This window comes from Mesorhizobium sp. M0001 (assembly GCF_040324255.1).
GTDB lineage: Bacteria > Pseudomonadota > Alphaproteobacteria > Rhizobiales > Rhizobiaceae > Mesorhizobium.
In genome coordinates, this window is record NZ_JAMYVS010000006.1 from 337,864 (window position 1) to 353,620 (window position 15,757).

Genomic DNA, 15,757 nt, shown 5'->3' on the forward strand with positions numbered 1-15,757 from the left:
GAGTCAGAAGGAATTTATTCCTTGATCAAAGGTGACGAGGCCAACCTTGGACTTTGGTCGCAGCCATTCGGCGCAAAGAAACAGTCATTGGCCAGGTACCCGGTCCATTTGCCGAGTCCGGAGGGAAAGCCTATATGCCGGATCAAAGGACAAAGCATGGCCCGCATCTACAAGACCCGCACCTGGCACGATGAACTCTCGCCTTCGATCGAGGAGATCGAGTTTCTGGCGCTGGAGGCGTACGCACATCTGCCCGACGATTTTCGCAAGCTGACCGGCGAGATCGTCATCATGATCGCCGAATTCCCGACCGACGAGATCATGGACGATCTGTCGCTGGAGACACCGTTTGATCTGCTTGGCCTGTTCGAGGGCCGCGGCATCGCCGAGCGCTGGAACCCGCAGACCGGCGAAGGCCCGAACCGCATCACCCTCTACCGCCGCGCCATCCTCGACTATTGGGCCGAAAACGAAGAGACGCTGGGCGACATCGTCACCCACGTGCTGATCCACGAGATCGGCCACCATTTCGGCCTGTCGGACGACGATATGGAAAAGCTTGAAGAGGCGGCGGAGTAAGGCTGTGCGATATTCAGGTGGCGAGCCTGCTTGTGAAATTATACAAGTTTTGATATAAAGTCTGTATGCCGACCAAGCGACTGGAGTTTCTTGGAGATTCTCTTGCCAAGCTCCGGGCTTTTCCAGAGGCGGTGCGCAAGGAAACGGGCGTTCAACTGCACAAGGTTCAACTCGGATTTGAGCCAAGCGATTGGAAGCCGATGACGACGATAGGCCTAGGCGTACGGGAAATCCGTGTCCGAGACGATGCTGGCGCGTTCCGGGTGCTTTACGTCGCCAGCATAGGTGACGCCGTCTTTGTCTTGCACGCCTTCCAGAAGAAGACGCAACAGACGGCGAAACGAGACTTGGCTCTTGCCGCATCGCGGTTCAGGCAAATTCAGTGAGACATGCTCATGGAACGTCAAAGCTTTGAAAATGTCTGGGATGCGCTGGAAGACACCCCGGCTCAGTCCGCCAACATGACTATGCGCTCCAATTTGCTGATCGCGATCGAACAGCGGGTGCGGAGTTGGGACGTTACCCAAGCCGAAGCAGCCAACCGGCTCGGGATTACCCAGCCACGCCTTAGCGATCTTCTGCGGGGCAGGATCGCGAATTTTAGTCTGGACACCTTGATCAATCTGGCCACACAGGCCGGACTTACAGTGCGTCTTGATATTGCCGAGGCAGCCTAGCGCTGTCTTAGACAGGCTGGCAAAGCTCGCCTACCAATCACTCAGCTTCGTATCCGGCCCGTATTCCTGGCCGTCGATATCCTTCACCACCGCCTGGCCGCAGCGCATCGATTTGGTCTTCTTGTCATAGGCGTAGGTCGGTGAGCCGTACAGGTGCCAGCCCTTGTTCAGCGCCGCGGTCACCTTGTGGCAGAAGGTTGAATCGTCGGGGGCGGACAAAAAGCGGTAAAGTCTCATGGGTCAGATCCTGTCGTGAGTTCGTCTTTTCGGGGCGGATCATGCGCCGATGGCGGCGGCCTTCGCCAGCAGTTTTTCGGCTTGCACCAGGTGCAGCCGTTCGACCATCCTGCCATCCAGCGCAATCACGCCCTTGCCGGCATTTTCGGGCAAGGCGAAAGCCTCTTTCACCGCGTGCGCCTCGGCCAAGGCTTCGGGCGCGGGCGCAAAGGCGCGGTTGGCGGTTTCGATCTGGGCGGGGTGGATCAGCGTCTTGCCGTCGAACCCCATGGCGGCGGCTTCCGTGCATTCGCGCGCAAACGCGTCGAGGTCGCGAAAATCGTTGGAGACGCCGTCGAGTATGTCGATGCCGCCGGCTCGCGCCGCCAGCACCATCTGCATCAGCCAAGGCACGAGGTAGCGCCGATCAGGCGTCGCCAGAATGCCGGTTTCCTTGACCAGATCGTTCGTTCCGGCAACGAAACAATTTAGCCGCGAAGCGCGATCGCGGCCGAGTTCGGCAATGGCGCCGATATTGAGCATGGCTTTCGGCGTCTCGATCATCGCCCAGAGCTTGACGCTGTCGGGGGCAAAATTATCGTCGAGCACGTCGCCGACTTCGAGGATGTCACGCGGCGTGGCGACCTTGGACAACAGGATGCCGTCGGGCTCGAATTTTGCCGCGGCGAGCAGGTCTTCAGTGCCCCATTCGCTGGACAGCGCGTTGACGCGCACGATCATTTCGCAGCGGCGCCCATGCTGATTGGCAACTGGTCGGCTGGCGAAAATGTCGGCCAATTTGTCCCGCGCGGCGACCTTGTCGGCGGGCGCAACGGCGTCCTCGAGGTCGATGATCACGGCATCGCAGGCCAGCGTCGCGATTTTGGCCAGCGCCTTGTCGTTGGAGGCGGGGGCGTAAAGCACCGAGCGGCGCGGGCGGTAAGGTTCGCTTGTCATGGCCGATCTATGCCGCGTGTGGGCGGGGGAGGCAAGCGTCCGACCGGTACCTGATGACGAGCCAACCGCGAAAGCTTGCGCTGCCCCGCCCGTCCCGCAGCAGTTGCGGAAGGGGGGCCTTTCCTCTCCCCGTCGATCGGGGAAAGGTGTCGAGCGAAGCTCGACGGAGCGGGGATCGACGGAGTGGATGTCGACCCTTGGGGCGCAAGGCGAGGCGATGTTTGCACCGAATGCCCTTCCTGTGTCCGTTCGCGGCGATTGCCAGGTGGTTCCCCCACTCCGTCTCGGCTTCGCCGAGCCACCTCTCCCCCCTCCGGAGGGAGAGGAAAGGAGCCTGGCTGGGACAGCGCCAACGTCCGGAAAGATGGCGGGCAGCGCCCCGGCCGTAAGCGCAGGTCCTGCACGAAAACTGCACATCCCTGCGGAAAACCTCCTCCGCTCCGCCCCGCCGTTTCCATGCGAGCCCGCAACAACAGCGGCATGCAAAAGCGAAACGCTCACCGTTGGTCCTTGCCCTATCGCCTGCGCAGCGAAAGCTGGTGGTTGGTCGATCCGCCCCGGACGCAGGCCAGCCCTTACCTGGAAGCGAGCCTGCTCCCTTTTATCCGCCCATCGGCCGAGCGGACCCAGCCCATCAGGAAAATCCGCGCATGACATCGTTTGCAAGCTTTTCCAGCCGCTTCGGCATCGCCGTCCTGCTCGTGGCGCTGGCGGATTTTTTCTTTTACGGCCAGCCCGCCGGGATCACGGTGCTGCTGTTTGCCATCCTGATCGCCGGCGCGGTGGTCGCTGTGCATCCTGCCGCACTGAATTCCACCCGACCCTGGCTCAAGCCGGCCGCTTTGTTCGTCGCGCTGCTGCCGCTGGCCGAGAACGTCAGCCCGCTGTCGGTGGCGATAGCTGTCGTGGCGCTGGTGGTGTTTGCGCTGTCCCTGTCCGGGCGGCTGCGGCACGGCATCGCCCGCATTGCCGGCCAGGTCGCGCTGTTCCTGCTGGCGGCGCCGCTGCGCCTTATCCGTGACTTTTTCCAATGGCGCCGCACGGTGCGCCGGCTTGGCGGCCGCCGCATCCGCCTGGCGTCCATCATCGTCTGGGTCATGCCGGTGACGCTGGGCGCGGTGTTCCTGTTCTTGTTCGGCGCCGCCAATCCGGTCATCGAATACTGGCTGTCGCTGATCGACCTGATGAAGCTGCTCGACCTCATCCAACTGGCGCGGATCGTCTTCTGGCTGTTCGTGATCGCCGGCGTCTGGGCTTTCCTGCGGCCTCGCCTGCCGCGTTTCCCGCGCCGCCTTCCACCTTTGACGCCGCCTGCAGCCGTGGCCGCACCGGCCGCGACTAAACCAGCGACAACGATCGAGGCCGTCGTCTTCGGCAAGGCCGCGATCCTGCGCGCGCTGATCGTCTTCAACGCCTTGTTTGCGCTGCAGACCGGGCTCGACGCAGCCTATCTCTGGGGTGGGGTCGCCCTGCCGGACGGGTTGAGCTATGCCGCCTATGCGCATCGCGGCGCCTATCCACTGATCGCCACCGCGCTGCTGGCCGCCGGCTTCGTGCTGGCGGCGCTGCGGCCGGGCAGCGAAACCTCAGGCGATCCGCTGATCCGCCGGCTGGTCTATGCCTGGGTGGCGCAGAACATCGTGCTGGTCATCTCGTCGATTCTCAGGCTCGATCTCTATATCGGCGTCTATGCACTGACCTACTGGCGCATCGCCGCCTTCGTCTGGATGGGGTTGGTGGCGTCAGGGCTTGCACTGATCATTGCCCGCATCGCGCTTGGAAAATCCAACGAATGGCTGCTCTCCGCCAATCTTGCGACGCTATCGGCGACGCTTTATGCCTGCTGCTTCATCAACTTCGCCGCAACGATCGCCAATTTCAATGTCGACCATTCCCTTGAAATGACCGGCGACGGCACGCCTATCGATACCGAATATCTGCGCTCGCTCGGCGCTGCCGCCATGCCGGCGCTGGACCGCCTCTACATGCACCAATTCGGAAACCAAACCACCTATCTGGCCGACCAAATGATGATCGACGACACTATCGCCGAGCAGAAGCAGTGGCGCGCCTGGAGCTTTCGCGGCTGGAGGCTCGTGCAGGTTCTCGACAAGAGAGGTCCGCTCGTGCTTCCTCCACCTACCCAGCCCTCGCAACCTTCAGTGCCGGACCGTTAGATCCATGCCGCATCAGATCCTGGTCGCCGACGACGATCCGCACATACGCGAGATCATCTGCTTTGCGCTGGAAAAGGCCGGGATGAAGACGCAGGCCGTGTCCGACGGCGCCGCGGCCCTGCAGGCGATCGAGCGCCGCGTGCCCGATCTCGTCGTGCTCGACATCGGCATGCCGGAGATGGACGGGCTGGAAGTCTGCCGGCGGCTGAGGCAACGCTCCGACGTGCCGGTTCTGTTCCTGTCCGCGCGCGACGAAGAAATCGACCGCATCCTCGGGCTCGAAATGGGCGGCGACGACTATGTGACGAAACCGTTCAGCCCGCGCGAGTTGGTGGCGCGCGTCAACGTTATCCTGCGCCGCGCCCGCCCGGTGGCGCCCGACCCGGCCGACGACAAAAACTTCGCGCATGGCAAGCTCAGCCTGGTGCCGGCCAGCCACGGCGCCAGTTTCGACGGCAAGGCGCTGGCGCTGACGGCGATCGAATTCTCGATCCTGAAAGGATTTCTGGCGCGGCCGGCGCATGTGCTGGGGCGCGATCTGGTGGTGGCCAGCGCCTATGCCGCCAACATCCATGTCGCCGACCGCACCGTCGACAGCCATATCCGCAACATCCGCGCCAAGCTGGCGGCAGCGGGCTGCCTCGACGCCATCGAAACCGTGCATGGTGTCGGTTTCCGGCTCGGCCGATGCGGCGCCTGAGCGACGCCAAATGGATCGGCACCAAATGGCGGCCAAGGCTGGCCACGGTGGTTCTCGCCATCCTCATCATGGTGCTGGCGCTGCCGCTGGTCGGACTGTTCTTCTTCCGGCTTTACGAAAACCAGCTGATCCGCCAGACCGAGGGCGAGCTGATCGCGCAAGGCGCCGTCATCGCCGCGATCTATGCGCAGGATATCAGTGACGCCGGCATTGCCCCGGACAGGCTTGGCGCGCCGATGAAAGCGGAGAGCGGCGATGCCAGCCGCGGCGAGGATTCGCCTTACCAGCCGATCGAGCCGAGCCTCGATCTCGCTTCCGACTACCTGCTGCCGACCCGACCCGCCGGCATCGCCGCGGCCATCGATCCAGCCTTCGCGGCGATCGGCGCCAGCCTGTCCGGCATTCTCGACACGACGCAAAAAACCACGCTGGCCGGCTTCCGGCTGCTCGATCCGCGCGGCGTTGTCATTGCAGGGCGCGACGAGGTCGGACTATCGCTGGCCAATGTCGAAGAGGTGCGCACCGCCCTTGCCGGCCACTACGCCAGCGTGTTGAGACAAAGAATTCCCGACCAGCCGCCACCGCCCCTCTATTCGGTCAGCCGCGGCACGAAAGTTCGCGTCTTTGTCGCCATGCCGATCGCGGTCGACGGCCATGTCGCCGGCGTGATCTACCTGTCTCGAACGCCGAACAACATCGTCAAGCATCTCTATGGCGAACGCGGCAAGGTGACGCTGGCGGCCATCGCCATGCTGTTCGGCACGCTGCTGATCGCGCTGGTGTTCCTGCGCACCGTCAGCCGGCCGATCTACGCGCTGATGGAGCGCACGAGGCGCATCGCCGCCGGCGACCGCGACGCGATCCGGCCGCTCGACCATCACGGCACGCGCGAAATGGCCGAGCTGTCCGCCGCCTTCCTCGACATGGCGGAAAAGCTGCAGGCGCGCTCCGACTCGATCCAGACCTTTGCCACCCATGTCTCGCACGAGCTCAAATCGCCGCTGACGGCGATCCAGGGCGCGGCCGAACTCTTGCGCGATTCCGGCGAGGCGATGGACGCGGCAGAGCGCAAGCGGTTTTCCGGCAACATCGTCAACGATGCCGGAAGGCTCAATCTGCTGGTACGGCGCCTGCTCGATCTGGCGCGCGCGGAAAACCTGGCGCCGAGCGGCGAAAGCACATCGCTCGATGCGGCGCTGGCATTGCTGCCGGTGGACGGCAGGCTGGCTGTGACCATCGAGACGGGCGGCGAAACCGGTCTGCGCATCTCGGCCGAGAATGCGGCGATCGTGCTTGCCAACCTGATCGACAATTCCGCCAGGCACGGTGCGACCCAGGTTTTGCTGGCGGCTGCCAGCGCCGACGGCAAAGTGACGATTGCGGTCAGCGATGATGGCGCCGGCATTTCGCCGAGCAACAGGGCGCGCATTTTCGAGCCGTTTTTCACCACGCGGCGCGAGTCCGGCGGCACCGGCATGGGCCTCGGCATCGTGCTGGCCCTCCTGAAAGCGCATGATGGCACGATCGCGCTGGTTGACTCCGGGCGCGGCACGCGCTTCGAGATTTCCTTGCCAGCCGCGTGAGGGCTGGTGGATCGGAGAACAAAGTGCGCTACGACACCGTCATCATCGGCGGAGCCATCGTCGGCTCCTCGGTCGCCTACTACCTTCGCGAGGAAGGCTTTTCCGGCTCCATCGCGCTGATCGAACGCGACCCGCAATTCGCGCATGCGGCAACGACGCTGTCCATGGCCTCGATCCGTCAGCAATTCTCGATTCCGGAAAATATCCGGCTGTCGCAGTTCACGCTAAACCTGTTCCGGCGACTGAAGGAGACCTTCGGCACCGATGCCGATATCGGTTTTCGCGAAGGCGGCTATCTCATCCTGGCCGGCGAGGCCGGGTTGCCGATCCTGAAAGCCAACCACGAGGCGCAGGTCGCCGAGGGCGCCGACATTCTGCTCGAGGATGCCGACCAGCTGGCAAAGCGCTTTTCGTGGCTGTCGACGGAAGGCATCAGCGCCGGCGCCTTCGGCCGCACCGGCGAGGGCTGGTTCGACGCTCATGCGATGCTGACGCTGTTCCGCAAGGCGCTGCGCGACAGACAAATCGATTTCATCGCCGCCGACGTCACCGGCATCGAGAGGCAGGGCAACCGCGTCACCGGCGTGGACCTCGACAATGGCGAAAGACTGCAAGCCGGCATCGTCGTCAACGCCGCCGGGCCGAATGCCGGCAAGGTGGCCGGCATGGCGGGACTCGTCCTGCCCGTCGAGCCGCGCAAGCGCAACGTTTTCGTCTTCGAGGCGCGGGAAAAATACGCCGACATGCCGCTGCTGGTCGACCCATCCGGCATCTATGTCCGGCCTGAAGGCTCGGTCTATCTCACCGGCGGCGCCGAGCTGGAGGAGGGCGATGGCCCCGCCGACCCCCGGGATTTCGACGTCGACTGGCCGCTGTTCGAAGAGATGATCTGGCCGGTGCTGGCAACCCGCATTCCGGCTTTCGAAGCAATCAAGCCGACCCGCGCCTGGGCCGGCCATTACGACTACAACACGCTCGACCAGAACGCGGTCATCGGACCGCATCCCGAGGTCGAGAATTTCATCTTCGCCAACGGGTTCTCAGGGCATGGGCTGCAGCAGGCGCCGGCCGTCGGCAAGGCGCTGGCGGAGCTTTTGGTGCATGGCGGGTATCGGACCGTGGATTGCTCGGCGTTCGGGTACGCCAGAGTGGCCGAAGGAAGGGCGTTCCGGGAATTGAATGTGATTTGAGGCGGGCGGAATAGGATCGCTCTGTCGAGTTCCCGCCCACCCCCCTCTGCCCTGCCGGGCATCTCCCCCGCAAGGGGGGAGATGGCAGCTTCGGCGAAGGCGCCATTCTTGCAACGTCGGCGATTGGCGAAAGCGGTCGCGGCATCTGATCTCCCCCCTTGCGGGGGAGATGGCCGGCAGGCCAGAGGGGGGCTGTCCCGCGAGAGTCTAAGCAACCATCGCACTGACAGCCATCGCGTTGCCCAGTGCATGCCCGGCGGCCGTGTTGTCGAAAATGCCCCAGACCTCGGCACCGGAAGCGGCCGCTGCTTCCACTTGCCGCGCAAACCGGTCGAGCGTTTCGGCATCGTAACCCGAATAGTAGATGCGCGGCGCGCCGTGCCAGCGGAAATAGGCAAGGCCGGGCCAGCCACCTGGCCCTGCTGCCTCCGGAACCGAAGCCGGGTCGGCGGCGACCCGTGCGACCTGGTGACCGGCCAGCAGTGCGTCCGCCTCGGCACTGAACCAGGTGGGATGGCGCGGCTCGCATGCCAGCCTTGCCCGGATACGCCTGCCCAACATGTCGAAGAAGCCGCCGGCGACCTCCGGCTCGAAGGGCAAGCTCGGCGGCAGCTGCACCAGAAGCACGCTCAGCTTTTCGCCGAGACCTTCGACCTGCCCGAGAAAGTCCTCTGTCAGCCCCTCGCAATCGGCGAGGCGATGATCATGGGTCATGTTCTTCGGTGCCTTGACCGCGAAGCGGAAGTGCTCCGGCACGGCGTGCGCCCAGCGCTCATAGGTCTCGCGGCGGTGCGGCTTGTAGAACGTGGTGTCGATCTCGACGGCCGGAAAGCGTTTTCCGTAACGTTCGAGATGCGAACCGGATTGCGGAAAGTCAGCCTTGTATCGAGACGGAATTCCCCAGCCGGCGGTGCCTATCAGAGATCGGCGATTTCCCATCCTGCGGATTTGGACCGGATGAAGCGGGGGTCAAGGGCGACAAAGGAGGCGTTGCTCCGCGGTGTCCTGAACACCGTTCCGCATTGCCCGAGAACCTTGCCCGCCTTGACTGCCCAACCCGATCGGCAATTGCGCCCGACGCGCGTCAGCCCTCGCGGGAGAACCAGAACGCGTCGGCCATTCGCGTCATGCCGATACGCTCATAGAAGCCGACGGCGTCGGGCATCGAGATCAGGCTGATGGCGACCGAAGGCCCAAGCTGCCGGCGGGCCTCGTCCATCAGGCCTTTGCCGATGCCGAGGCCTTGCGCAGATTGGGATACGGCGAGCTCTGAGACGTAGCACACCCAGGAAAAATCGGTGATGGCCCTGATAACGCCTATCAGCGGCCTGCCTTCGATGTCGAGCCGCGCCGTCAGCACCAGGTTCGCGCCCGAAAGCATCGCCTGCAGCCGGGCGTCGTCATCGACGGGGCGTGTTTCGCCGAGCGTGGATTCGACCAGCACGCGGCGGAACTCGGCGACGTCGAGCTCAGGCTCCCTGGCATAGATAATCTTCGATTGTGCGGTCATGGGCGTAAGGTGCACCAACGGCAGCCGGTTTTAAAGACAGTGCCGCGCCGATCTTTCGATCGGGCCGCGCACCAACAGTTGCCTTTTATTTGCCGGCGGCTTTGTGTAAACGGAGCGCCAGCAACCCTGACGCAACGAAGTACCGATCAAGAACGGGCAAAAGCCATGGAAAAATTCACCAAGCTCACCGGCGTCGCCGCACCGATGCCGATCGTCAATGTCGACACCGACATGATCATCCCCAAGGATTATCTCAAGACGATCAAGCGCACCGGGCTCGGCAGCGGCCTGTTCGCCGAAATGCGCTACAAGGACGATGGCTCGGAAAACCCCGACTTCGTGCTCAACAAGCCAGCCTACCGCAAGGCGCAGATCCTGGTCGCCGGCGACAATTTCGGCTGCGGTTCGAGCCGCGAACACGCGCCGTGGGCGCTGCTCGATTTCGGCATTCGCTGTGTCATCTCGACGTCGTTCGCCGACATTTTCTACAACAACTGCTTCAAGAACGGCATCCTGCCGATCACCGTCAGTCCGGAAGATCTGGAGAAGCTGATGGACGACGCCTCGCGCGGCTCCAATGCGACGGTTTCGGTCGACCTCGAGGCCAAGGAAATCCGCGGCCCCGACGGCGGCGTGGTCACCTTCGACCTCGACGACTTCAAGCGCCAATGCCTGCTGAACGGTCTCGACGATATCGGCCTGACCATGGAGAAGGCCGGCGCCATCGCCTCGTTCGAGAAGAAGAACGCTGCCGAGCGTCCTTGGGCCTGAGTGGTACGAGATGGCCCGGCCGCCACAAAGCCGGGTTCGTGGCGGCTGAACGGAGGGGACAGTCATGACACGTTTTCTTCTTGCCGGCGCCTGCGCGCTGGCGTGGATGCTGATGCCGGTGGCCGGCGCGCAAGCACAGACCGACACGGTCCTCGTGCCGGCAGAAGATCCGTCCGCCGCCGATCCGGGCGCGTCGAGCAATGCGGCCCTGGCGGACGATGACAGCCAGGGGCCGGTCCCGTTCGAGGGCGGGCAGCTGACCATCACCCAGCCGGAGCAGGATGGCGAAAAGGTGCTGGCCTATGACGGCAAGCAGCTGGCCAGCAATTACGACGTGTTCTTCGACAGAACAGTCAAGGTCGGCGGCGTCGACGTGGCGCTGGTCGATGTCGGCGACGGCGGCAACCAGTGCGGCCCGGCCAAGGTCATCGTCTGGAAGCCGGAAGGCGGCGAGATAGAAAGCCTCAAGGTCGAACAGGACGAATGCGGCGCGCCGCCGGCGGCGGTGGCCGACAACGCCATCTATTTCGTGCCGTATCTGTTGCCGGGCGATACGAAGCAAGCGCTGCAATGGTCACCCAGCGACGGGCTGACGATCTCGGGCGACCTGACCTACGCGCCGGAGCCGGGTACGGACTGGAAGGACGTCGATCCGGCCAAATACCAGAACATCATCGACGCCTTCCACAATGAGGCCGTCTACAACGCGGCGCAGACGCTGCTCGGCGACACCATGCCCGACATGGCGACCAGCCTGCTGGTCGGCGGCGGCACCGAAAAGACGGCGTCGGGCGCCTTCTACGCCACCGGCTGCGTGCCGCACGCATGCGGCAGCAATGACGGTTTCATGGCGGTCGACCCGGCCAAGCACACGCTCTACTTCGCCCGCCGCGGCGACAATGGCGAGCCGCAGGCCTGGCCGCCGGTGGCGGACTGGCCGGCGGATGTGAAGGAAGCAATGGACAAGGCGCAGGGGAACTAGGTCTGACACAGCTGCGCCTGCGTGGTTTCGTCATCCACGGGCGAAGCGACGCGTAGCGGAGCGCAGACCCGAGGATCCATGCCGCGACGTTGCCGGAGGGCGCGGCGGATCAGAGTTCTTCACCGTGGCGACGCACCGACGTCCCGGCATGGATCCTATGGTCTGCGCCGCGTCGCTTCGCTCCTTGCTTCGCCATAGGATGACGACGGGAGGGATGCCTCGGCTAATCCCCGAGGTTTGTGCTTTGCCTTCGTGACAACGATTCACTCGGTTTGGCCCACGACCGGCCCAGCTTTCCTCTGCTAGACGAGCACCTACGATTACGAGGAGACGCTGATGCGCACACTCATCTCCACCGGTTCGCCCTTCGAAAAAACCGCCGGCTATTCGCGCGCGGTGGTGCAGGGCGACTGGTGCTTCGTGTCGGGAACGACCGGCTACGACTATGCGACGATGACCATGCCGGAAACGGTGGAGGCGCAGACGCGCAATTGCCTGGCGACCATCGCGGAGGCGCTGAGGGATGGCGGCTTCGACATGGCCGATGTGGTGCGGGCGCATTACTACATCACAGACCGGGCCATCGTGGACGTCGTCTTCCCCATCCTCGGCGAGGCTTTCGGCGAGATCAGGCCGGCGGCGACGATGATCGTGTGCCAGCTCAACAAGCCGGAAATGAAGATCGAGATCGAAGTCACGGCGCTGCGGCGTACGGCTTGAGGAGGCAAAGCCATGACGGTCCGGCGCATCGTGGCCAATATCGGGACACCAGACGCGGCAGCGGCGAAACGCTTCTATCAGGACGTGCTTGGCCTCGATGTGCTGATGGATCAGGGCTGGATCGTCACCTTAGGCTCCGACGCACGGATGCAGGTGCAGATCAGCTTCATGGCCCAGGGCGGCTCCGGCACGCCGGTGCCGGACCTCTCCATCGAGGTCGACGATGTCGATGCGGCGCTGCAACGCATGAAGGCCGCCGGCTTTGCCATCGAGTATGGTCCCGCCGACGAACCCTGGGGCGTACGGCGGTTTTATGTGCGCGATCCGTTCGGCCGGTTGGTGAATATTTTGTCGCACAAGTGATTTGTTCCTCTCCCCCGCCTCTGGCCACGGCGAGGAACCCAGGTCTTGAGACGCGGGCGCCGTCGTAGCGTTCTTCATCCCCTTGCGCCGCAAGCTCTTGGCGTTTAGCAAGGCCGCGGTTTCTCCAAACAGTGTTGGGACGGTTCTCCATGGCTTCGAAAAATCTTCTCCTGCTCGCCGGCGACGGCATCGGCCCCGAGGCGATGGCCGAGGTGAAGAAGCTGATCGCGGCCATGAACGCAAAGCTCGGCAGCGGTTTTGCCACTGATGAAGGCTTGGTCGGCGGCTGTGCCTACGACGCGCATGGCGCGGCGATTTCGGATGCCGACATGGCAAAGGCGATGGCTGCGGACGCCGTGCTGTTCGGCGCCGTCGGCGGGCCGAAATGGGACAAGGTGCCTTACGAGGTGCGTCCCGAGGCCGGGTTGCTACGGCTGCGCAAGGATATGGAGCTGTTCGCCAATCTCCGGCCCGCCATCTGCTATCCGGCGCTGGCCGCGTCGTCCTCGCTGAAGCAGGAAGTCGTCGAGGGCCTCGACATATTGATCGTGCGCGAGCTTACCGGCGGCGTCTATTTCGGCGAGCCGAAGCAGATCATCGATCTCGGCAACGGCCAGAAGCGCGGGATCGACACGCAGGTCTACGACACGTTCGAGATCGAGCGGATTTCGGGCGTCGCCTTCGAGCTGGCGCGCACGCGCAAGAACCACGTGACATCGATGGAAAAGCGCAACGTCATGAAATCCGGCGTGCTGTGGAACGAGGTCGTCACCCAGACCCAGAAGACTCGCTATGCCGACGTCAAGCTCGACCACATGCTGGCCGATGCCGGCGGCATGCAGTTGGTGCGCTGGCCAAAGCAGTTCGACGTCATCGTCACCGACAATCTGTTCGGCGACATGCTGTCCGACATCGCCGCCATGCTGACCGGATCGATCGGCATGCTGCCGTCGGCCTCGCTCGGCGCGCCCGATGTGAAGACCAGGAAGCGCAAGGCGCTGTACGAGCCGGTGCATGGCTCGGCGCCCGACATTGCCGGACAGGGCATCGCCAACCCGATCGCCATGATCGCGTCGTTTGCCATGTGCATGCGATATTCCTTCGGCATGGTCGATGAGGCCGACAAGCTCGAAGGCGCAATAGCCGCCGTGCTCGACGACGGGCTCCGGACGAAGGATATTTTGTCCGAGGGCATGACCGAAGTCGGCACTGTCGCAATGGGCGATGCCATCATCGCCAAGTTCCTGGCTTAGCGGCCGACTCAGCGGATCTCGCCGGCCAGCCGTTTCAGCAGGCCGACGAGTTGCGCCTCATCCACGGTTGAGAAAAAAGCAGCGTCGGCGGCTTCGACGGCGACGATAGCGCGCTGGACTGCGGCCGTCCCCGTCGTGGAGACGCGGATCACCTTGGCGCGGGAATCCCGCGGGTCGGTGTCCCGCACAATCAGTCCCTTTGCCTCAAGCCGGGCGACGACGTCCGACGTCATCTTCACCTCGGTGCCGGCCTGCGCGGCGAGTTGGACCTGGTTGGGCGGCTCGCCATAGCGGCCGAGCCACATCGCCGAAGCCAGCAGCACGAACTGGACATGGGTAAGGTCAAGCGGGGCCAGCGCCGCCGTCATGACGCGCTGCCAGCGCATGGTGGTTCGCCAGAGCAGCAAGCCGGGGCTCTCGGATGGTCCGCTGAAGCGCGTGTTCAGATCCCCTTGATCAGCCACCGTTCGCCAACACCATTGCCTGCTCGAACAGTTTAGCCATCGAAGTGTCGAAATCGCCGCTGATCTGCGGCCCGAGCTCTGGTCCGACCTCGGCGGCCGATGGGCCGGAAATCTCGAGGCGATGAGTCACTTGAGTGCCACCCTCGACCGGCGTCAGCGTATGCCTGAACAGCAGTTTCGTGTCGCCGAAGAGGTCTCGTCGGCATAGGTTACAGCGTCGACGAGGTCGACGATCGTCGATTCGAAGGTGTCCTGCCCGACGGGCGTTACAGAGACGCGGGTGCCCTTGGCGAACGGGCCGTGCAGCACGAAGGTATCGGAGCCTTCGTAGGTGAGGCGGCCTTCGTGCAGCGCCTTGAGCGCGTTCCAGATGGCCTGCGCCGAAAGGGGGGAAATTGCGGTGTACTCGTTGGTCCACATTTGTCTTGGCTCCATCATCCGTTTTCGATCGTCGATTTGATGATTGCACAGATTGTCTGTGCACAGACTAAATGGCAAGAGAAATATTTCGTTCGTCCGGTCAAAACAGCAGCTGCCTTCCCGGCTGCGACCTAAGCCATTGTTATAGCACGGCTGTCCGCAAACAGCCGGCTGCTCATTTCTTGGTGCGGGTCTATGCTCCGCCTCCTCCAGGCACCGGCCCCCACTGGTTTTCGTGGGCCTGGGTCGGGATCAATCCGAGGATCAGCGCGAGGATCAGCGTAGCCGGAGCGAACATGAAGGTGATTGCGAAGTAAGGTATTGCCAGCCAGCCGGTCAGGCCGATGTCGTGCAAGCGGCGCACGACGAGCCCGACCCAGGGCAGGAACGTCGCTAGCCAAAACAGCCCCCAGACGCCGATCATCACAATCGGCCAGTTGCCGGCATCGAAATTGCCGACGGCCTGGTCGGCGAGGGCGCCGGCAATTCCGACCAGGATGAAGCTGACGGTCCAGAACAGGCAGTAGCCCCAGAATTCCTTGCGGCGGGCGCGTTCGGCGAAGTTGATGTAGTTGCGCGTCACGCCTCGCCAGAAATAACCCGGCAGTCCGCTATCGCGAGCCGCGCCGTCTTCCGCCAGGCGGCCGAAATGCTGTGGCGCGGCTGAAGCGGCAGCCGCCTTGGGCGGCGCGGCGCTTGCCGCTGGCGCAGCGGTGGCGGGACTGGCGGGCTGGGCGCGGATTGAAAAAACGTCGCGTGCCTGACCGCTTGCCGGCAGAAACTCGACCACGGCGCCGTTCGCGATCACGGTATCACGGCGCAGATCCTCGCGCGCGAAGGTGTAGCGGTTGCCGTCCGCCCCGGTGATGAAGCCGAAACCCTGGGCCTCGTCATAGTGAAGAACTTCGCCGCGCATTTAGCCTCGCCCCCGTGCAGGCACAGACTGTTCAAAGTTGCGGCGGACTGCAAGGGGGTGGACGAAATGGAGGGCAAACGGTTCAGGCATGAGTTGCTTTATTTTCCGGTGCGTTGGCGCTGCCCCTCACCTGCCTGCCGGCATCCCCTCCCCGTATAGTGACGGGGAGAGGGGCGCGGTGTCCGAACCGGATAGATAGGTAACAGAATGGACCGATAGCATGGGTGACAGTTTTCTTGTCCGCCGGAGGACCGGCGATGGTTTGGCGAGAGACTGGCA

At 63.7% G+C, this 15,757-nt stretch carries 20 protein-coding genes; 12 read left to right on the forward strand and 8 right to left on the reverse strand.

Features of this window, described 5'->3' with window-relative positions:
- Positions 1-156 precede the first annotated feature (156 nt).
- The 3 genes from NKK50_RS19705 (at position 157) to NKK50_RS19715 (ending at position 1,256) form a co-directional block, all read left to right on the forward strand.
- The gene (locus tag NKK50_RS19705; RefSeq protein ID WP_023673918.1) at positions 157-579 is read left to right on the forward strand and encodes a metallopeptidase family protein; all 423 of its coding nucleotides are present in this window, start codon (positions 157-159) and stop codon (positions 577-579) included.
- Positions 580-644: 65 nt separating this feature from the next.
- Positions 645-965 (forward strand): type II toxin-antitoxin system RelE/ParE family toxin, encoded by a 321-nt coding sequence (locus NKK50_RS19710; RefSeq protein ID WP_023673919.1) that lies wholly within the window; start codon positions 645-647, stop codon positions 963-965.
- Between the two features lie 9 nt (positions 966-974).
- Complete coding sequence (locus tag NKK50_RS19715; RefSeq protein WP_023673920.1) at positions 975-1,256, forward strand: helix-turn-helix domain-containing protein; 282 nt, start codon at positions 975-977, stop codon at positions 1,254-1,256.
- A gap of 30 nt (positions 1,257-1,286) precedes the next feature.
- Here NKK50_RS19715 and NKK50_RS19720 read toward each other — a convergent pair whose 3' ends face one another.
- A complete protein-coding gene (locus NKK50_RS19720; RefSeq protein WP_023673921.1) occupies positions 1,287-1,493 on the reverse strand; it encodes a DUF1737 domain-containing protein in 207 nt (68 codons plus the stop codon).
- A gap of 39 nt (positions 1,494-1,532) precedes the next feature.
- Positions 1,533-2,429, reverse strand: a complete 897-nt coding sequence (locus NKK50_RS19725; protein ID WP_352543780.1) for an HpcH/HpaI aldolase/citrate lyase family protein — start codon at positions 2,427-2,429, stop codon at positions 1,533-1,535.
- A 650-nt stretch (positions 2,430-3,079) separates the two neighbouring features.
- Between NKK50_RS19725 and NKK50_RS19730 the strand changes: the two genes are divergently transcribed.
- From NKK50_RS19730 to NKK50_RS19745, 4 genes are read left to right on the forward strand one after another with little or no spacing between them, the layout of a single operon-like run.
- Positions 3,080-4,606: a DUF4153 domain-containing protein gene (locus NKK50_RS19730; RefSeq protein WP_352543781.1), complete on the forward strand. Its 1,527-nt coding sequence runs from the start codon at positions 3,080-3,082 to the stop codon at positions 4,604-4,606.
- A 4-nt stretch (positions 4,607-4,610) separates the two neighbouring features.
- Entirely contained in the window at positions 4,611-5,306 is a 696-nt protein-coding gene (locus tag NKK50_RS19735; protein ID WP_023746474.1) for a response regulator transcription factor, read from the forward strand.
- Positions 5,294-6,889 (forward strand): sensor histidine kinase, encoded by a 1,596-nt coding sequence (locus tag NKK50_RS19740; protein ID WP_352543782.1) that lies wholly within the window; start codon positions 5,294-5,296, stop codon positions 6,887-6,889. The genes NKK50_RS19735 and NKK50_RS19740 overlap by 13 nt, the downstream gene beginning before the upstream one ends.
- Positions 6,890-6,912: 23 nt before the next feature.
- Positions 6,913-8,079, forward strand: a complete 1,167-nt coding sequence (locus NKK50_RS19745) for an NAD(P)/FAD-dependent oxidoreductase (protein ID WP_352543783.1) — start codon at positions 6,913-6,915, stop codon at positions 8,077-8,079.
- 207 nt (positions 8,080-8,286) lie between these two features.
- Here NKK50_RS19745 and NKK50_RS19750 read toward each other — a convergent pair whose 3' ends face one another.
- Positions 8,287-9,018, reverse strand: coding sequence for a DUF72 domain-containing protein (locus NKK50_RS19750; protein WP_352543784.1), 732 nt, complete (start codon positions 9,016-9,018; stop codon positions 8,287-8,289).
- Positions 9,019-9,163: 145 nt separating this feature from the next.
- Positions 9,164-9,589: a GNAT family N-acetyltransferase gene (locus NKK50_RS19755; protein ID WP_352543785.1), complete on the reverse strand. Its 426-nt coding sequence runs from the start codon at positions 9,587-9,589 to the stop codon at positions 9,164-9,166.
- A 165-nt stretch (positions 9,590-9,754) separates the two neighbouring features.
- Here NKK50_RS19755 and leuD point away from each other — a divergent pair, with 165 nt between their 5' ends.
- From leuD to leuB, 5 genes are all read left to right on the forward strand, one after another.
- Positions 9,755-10,360, forward strand: a complete 606-nt coding sequence (gene leuD / locus NKK50_RS19760; protein ID WP_023715740.1) for a 3-isopropylmalate dehydratase small subunit — start codon at positions 9,755-9,757, stop codon at positions 10,358-10,360.
- A gap of 64 nt (positions 10,361-10,424) precedes the next feature.
- On the forward strand, positions 10,425-11,342 hold the full coding sequence (locus NKK50_RS19765; RefSeq protein ID WP_352543786.1) for an Ivy family c-type lysozyme inhibitor: 918 nt from the start codon (positions 10,425-10,427) through the stop codon (positions 11,340-11,342).
- A gap of 336 nt (positions 11,343-11,678) precedes the next feature.
- On the forward strand, positions 11,679-12,062 hold the full coding sequence (locus NKK50_RS19770; protein ID WP_023683820.1) for a RidA family protein: 384 nt from the start codon (positions 11,679-11,681) through the stop codon (positions 12,060-12,062).
- Positions 12,063-12,074: 12 nt separating this feature from the next.
- On the forward strand, positions 12,075-12,425 hold the full coding sequence (locus NKK50_RS19775) for a VOC family protein (RefSeq protein WP_023683821.1): 351 nt from the start codon (positions 12,075-12,077) through the stop codon (positions 12,423-12,425).
- A gap of 149 nt (positions 12,426-12,574) precedes the next feature.
- A complete protein-coding gene (gene leuB, locus NKK50_RS19780; RefSeq protein ID WP_023683822.1) occupies positions 12,575-13,678 on the forward strand; it encodes a 3-isopropylmalate dehydrogenase in 1,104 nt (367 codons plus the stop codon).
- An 8-nt stretch (positions 13,679-13,686) separates the two neighbouring features.
- Here the strand turns inward: leuB and NKK50_RS19785 are convergent, their stop codons facing one another.
- The 4 genes from NKK50_RS19785 to NKK50_RS19800 form a co-directional block, all read right to left on the reverse strand.
- A complete protein-coding gene (locus NKK50_RS19785; protein WP_023683823.1) occupies positions 13,687-14,064 on the reverse strand; it encodes a MarR family winged helix-turn-helix transcriptional regulator in 378 nt (125 codons plus the stop codon).
- A 70-nt stretch (positions 14,065-14,134) separates the two neighbouring features.
- The gene (locus NKK50_RS19790) at positions 14,135-14,272 is read right to left on the reverse strand and encodes a hypothetical protein (RefSeq protein WP_023683824.1); all 138 of its coding nucleotides are present in this window, start codon (positions 14,270-14,272) and stop codon (positions 14,135-14,137) included.
- Positions 14,273-14,295: 23 nt separating this feature from the next.
- Positions 14,296-14,562 carry a hypothetical protein gene (locus NKK50_RS19795; RefSeq protein WP_023683825.1) on the reverse strand — a complete coding sequence of 89 codons (267 nt, stop codon included), beginning with the start codon at positions 14,560-14,562 and terminating at the stop codon, positions 14,296-14,298.
- Positions 14,563-14,755: 193 nt separating this feature from the next.
- A complete protein-coding gene (locus tag NKK50_RS19800; RefSeq protein WP_352543787.1) occupies positions 14,756-15,478 on the reverse strand; it encodes a DUF805 domain-containing protein in 723 nt (240 codons plus the stop codon).
- Positions 15,479-15,757: the final 279 nt, after the last annotated feature.

Excerpts from the sequence above, each read along its gene's own strand:
- NKK50_RS19705 (WP_023673918.1), top strand. The coding sequence starts at position 157 with ATGGCCCGCATCTACAAGACCCGCACCTGGCACGATGAACTCTCGCCT.
- NKK50_RS19710 (WP_023673919.1), top strand. The coding sequence starts at position 645 with ATGCCGACCAAGCGACTGGAGTTTCTTGGAGATTCTCTTGCCAAGCTC.
- NKK50_RS19715 (WP_023673920.1), top strand. The coding sequence starts at position 975 with ATGGAACGTCAAAGCTTTGAAAATGTCTGGGATGCGCTGGAAGACACC.
- NKK50_RS19720 (WP_023673921.1), bottom strand. The coding sequence starts at position 1,493 with ATGAGACTTTACCGCTTTTTGTCCGCCCCCGACGATTCAACCTTCTGC.
- NKK50_RS19725 (WP_352543780.1), bottom strand. The coding sequence starts at position 2,429 with ATGACAAGCGAACCTTACCGCCCGCGCCGCTCGGTGCTTTACGCCCCC.
- NKK50_RS19730 (WP_352543781.1), top strand. The coding sequence starts at position 3,080 with ATGACATCGTTTGCAAGCTTTTCCAGCCGCTTCGGCATCGCCGTCCTG.
- NKK50_RS19735 (WP_023746474.1), top strand. The coding sequence starts at position 4,611 with ATGCCGCATCAGATCCTGGTCGCCGACGACGATCCGCACATACGCGAG.
- NKK50_RS19740 (WP_352543782.1), top strand. The coding sequence starts at position 5,294 with ATGCGGCGCCTGAGCGACGCCAAATGGATCGGCACCAAATGGCGGCCA.
- NKK50_RS19750 (WP_352543784.1), bottom strand. The coding sequence starts at position 9,018 with ATGGGAAATCGCCGATCTCTGATAGGCACCGCCGGCTGGGGAATTCCG.
- NKK50_RS19755 (WP_352543785.1), bottom strand. The coding sequence starts at position 9,589 with ATGACCGCACAATCGAAGATTATCTATGCCAGGGAGCCTGAGCTCGAC.
- leuD (WP_023715740.1), top strand. The coding sequence starts at position 9,755 with ATGGAAAAATTCACCAAGCTCACCGGCGTCGCCGCACCGATGCCGATC.
- NKK50_RS19765 (WP_352543786.1), top strand. The coding sequence starts at position 10,425 with ATGACACGTTTTCTTCTTGCCGGCGCCTGCGCGCTGGCGTGGATGCTG.
- NKK50_RS19770 (WP_023683820.1), top strand. The coding sequence starts at position 11,679 with ATGCGCACACTCATCTCCACCGGTTCGCCCTTCGAAAAAACCGCCGGC.
- NKK50_RS19775 (WP_023683821.1), top strand. The coding sequence starts at position 12,075 with ATGACGGTCCGGCGCATCGTGGCCAATATCGGGACACCAGACGCGGCA.
- leuB (WP_023683822.1), top strand. The coding sequence starts at position 12,575 with ATGGCTTCGAAAAATCTTCTCCTGCTCGCCGGCGACGGCATCGGCCCC.
- NKK50_RS19785 (WP_023683823.1), bottom strand. The coding sequence starts at position 14,064 with ATGCGCTGGCAGCGCGTCATGACGGCGGCGCTGGCCCCGCTTGACCTT.
- NKK50_RS19795 (WP_023683825.1), bottom strand. The coding sequence starts at position 14,562 with ATGTGGACCAACGAGTACACCGCAATTTCCCCCCTTTCGGCGCAGGCC.
- NKK50_RS19800 (WP_352543787.1), bottom strand. The coding sequence starts at position 15,478 with ATGCGCGGCGAAGTTCTTCACTATGACGAGGCCCAGGGTTTCGGCTTC.